This is a genomic window from Arthrobacter sp. CG_A4, assembly GCF_035985125.1.
In the GTDB taxonomy this organism is placed as follows: Bacteria; Actinomycetota; Actinomycetes; order Actinomycetales; family Micrococcaceae; genus Arthrobacter.
In genome coordinates, this window is sequence record NZ_JAXCID010000098.1 from 1 (window position 1) to 1,720 (window position 1,720).

General features: G+C 58.4%; 3 protein-coding genes. All 3 read left to right on the forward strand.

The features are described from left to right. Positions 1-95 precede the first annotated feature (95 nt). The 3 genes from RCH07_RS19155 to RCH07_RS19165 all read left to right on the forward strand — a co-directional run bounded on the left by RCH07_RS19155 (position 96) and on the right by RCH07_RS19165 (position 1,630). Positions 96-488: a hypothetical protein gene (locus RCH07_RS19155; RefSeq protein WP_326969081.1), complete on the forward strand. Its 393-nt coding sequence runs from the start codon at positions 96-98 to the stop codon at positions 486-488. A gap of 205 nt (positions 489-693) precedes the next feature. After that, positions 694-1,113 carry a hypothetical protein gene (locus tag RCH07_RS19160; RefSeq protein WP_326969083.1) on the forward strand — a complete coding sequence of 140 codons (420 nt, stop codon included), beginning with the start codon at positions 694-696 and terminating at the stop codon, positions 1,111-1,113. Continuing rightward, the gene (locus tag RCH07_RS19165; protein ID WP_326969082.1) at positions 1,037-1,630 is read left to right on the forward strand and encodes a DUF2971 domain-containing protein; all 594 of its coding nucleotides are present in this window, start codon (positions 1,037-1,039) and stop codon (positions 1,628-1,630) included. Before RCH07_RS19160 ends, RCH07_RS19165 begins: the two co-directional genes overlap by 77 nt. Positions 1,631-1,720: the final 90 nt, after the last annotated feature.

Consider the following 1,720-nt stretch of genomic DNA (forward strand, 5'->3'; position numbering starts at 1 on the left):
ACGGCATCATTCTTGAACTGCTGCGTGTACTTCTTACGATCGGTCATGCGAAAAAGGGCTCCTAACAACCTGTCTCACAAAACCATACGGCCGCAGTGGATTCCCTCAACGGTCGTGATCATGCGTGGGCGGACCGCTGGGAGGAACTTTCCTTCGGCGTGGTGGCCCTTGGTCCCACTCTCTTCGTAACAAGCTTCCTTGCCATGGCCAGCCAAATGGTGCCAAGGGATCGGTGGATCATCAGGGTTCTGGCGGTGCTGGTGGGCGGCGGCATCTTGGTGGGGCTATACACGGTCAGCCCGAAGATCCATGTTGCGATTGTGCTGAGTCTTGTCGGTATCCTCTATTCGCTGGGAGCAGACATCTTCACGCCAGATGATTCTGACAAGCCAAAGCGCGACAATGATTCACAGATCCCAGCAGCTGACGTGTCCGTCGCCTCTGCTGAGTTGGAGCCCCGGGGTGAGACATTGCAGGTAAATAAGTAGCCTCGGTAGATTCGGGCCTCTGCAGTCTTCACAAGGAAAGAGGGACACCTTTGAACTGCACCCCGAAAGTTGGAGTCGCAAACTGTGCGAGATCTTCACTCTATCGGTAGCGATCCGAACCGCCGTCGAAGGCTCCGTCCCAAACGGGACGGAGCCTTCGGGATTTGCCGTGACGCAGACTTCCCCGTAATAGAAACTGAAGAAGATGACCTACCTCCCCTACGACCGCCGGCTTGTGTTCGACACTCCCAGCGGAATGAAGACAAGTGTTCACAAGGCCGCCTGGCCGACCGACAAACCGCCTCTCACAGTGCAAACCGCAACCGCTTGGCACTACACCTCCCTCCCAGCCTTAGAGAGCATCGTGCGGGGTCAGGAGCTGTGGGCTACCAACTGGCGAGCTACGAATGACACCAGCGAGTTTCGCCATGGCATCGGTTTCCTCAGGGACGCATGGGCGGCATTGGCGCATGCGGGAGAGTTGGATGAGCAGACGCGGGAACTCTTGGCCGAGGCGGGTCCAATCGAGGAATATGTGGAGTATTTCGATGACGTGCATATCTTGTGCGCCGCGCGGGACGAAGGACAGCCCGTACCAGTGGAACTCCTATGCCGGTGGTTCTGACGGGGTAGCCCTCGCGTTGGACCTCCGGGGGCCGATGGTTTCCGATGTAGATGATCGACCTCGCCGACGTAAAAATGTCGAGCTCTTCGGGATGCAGTGGCTCAAGGTCATCTACTCGGAGAACCAGAAGCGGCTGACGGCAGCCCGGTTCGTGCGAGAGCTGAACAGCGATATCCGGGACGGAAGGGAAATCACCGTAACGACGCTGGTGGCGCTGAACGTCCTCGTGGCCCTCAATTTCAAGCACCAGGGGTTCCGGCACGAGCGAGAGGCGCGTTGCGTCGCACTCAGCGCTGGCGTGGACCTCAAGCACATGCCGCAGGCGCCGGAAAAGACCATTGTGCCGTGGAAGGGGTCCCCCGGTTTTGGGGAGGTGAAGCACCGTCCCTTGCCGATTACTGAGGTGATGATTGGCCCGCGAACATCGCCGGAGGCAGCGGACCGGATAGCGGAGGCGTTCCTGTCTTCAGGGCTTCCTGGAGTGCCAGTGACCAGAAGCAGCCTTCCCTTCCGCTAGTGTTCCGTGTTAATGGTTTGTTTGCGTTTCATCTTGCCCAGTAGATACTCCGCGGACTTGGTCCAGGTGAACGGTTTGGCGTCCTTGTTG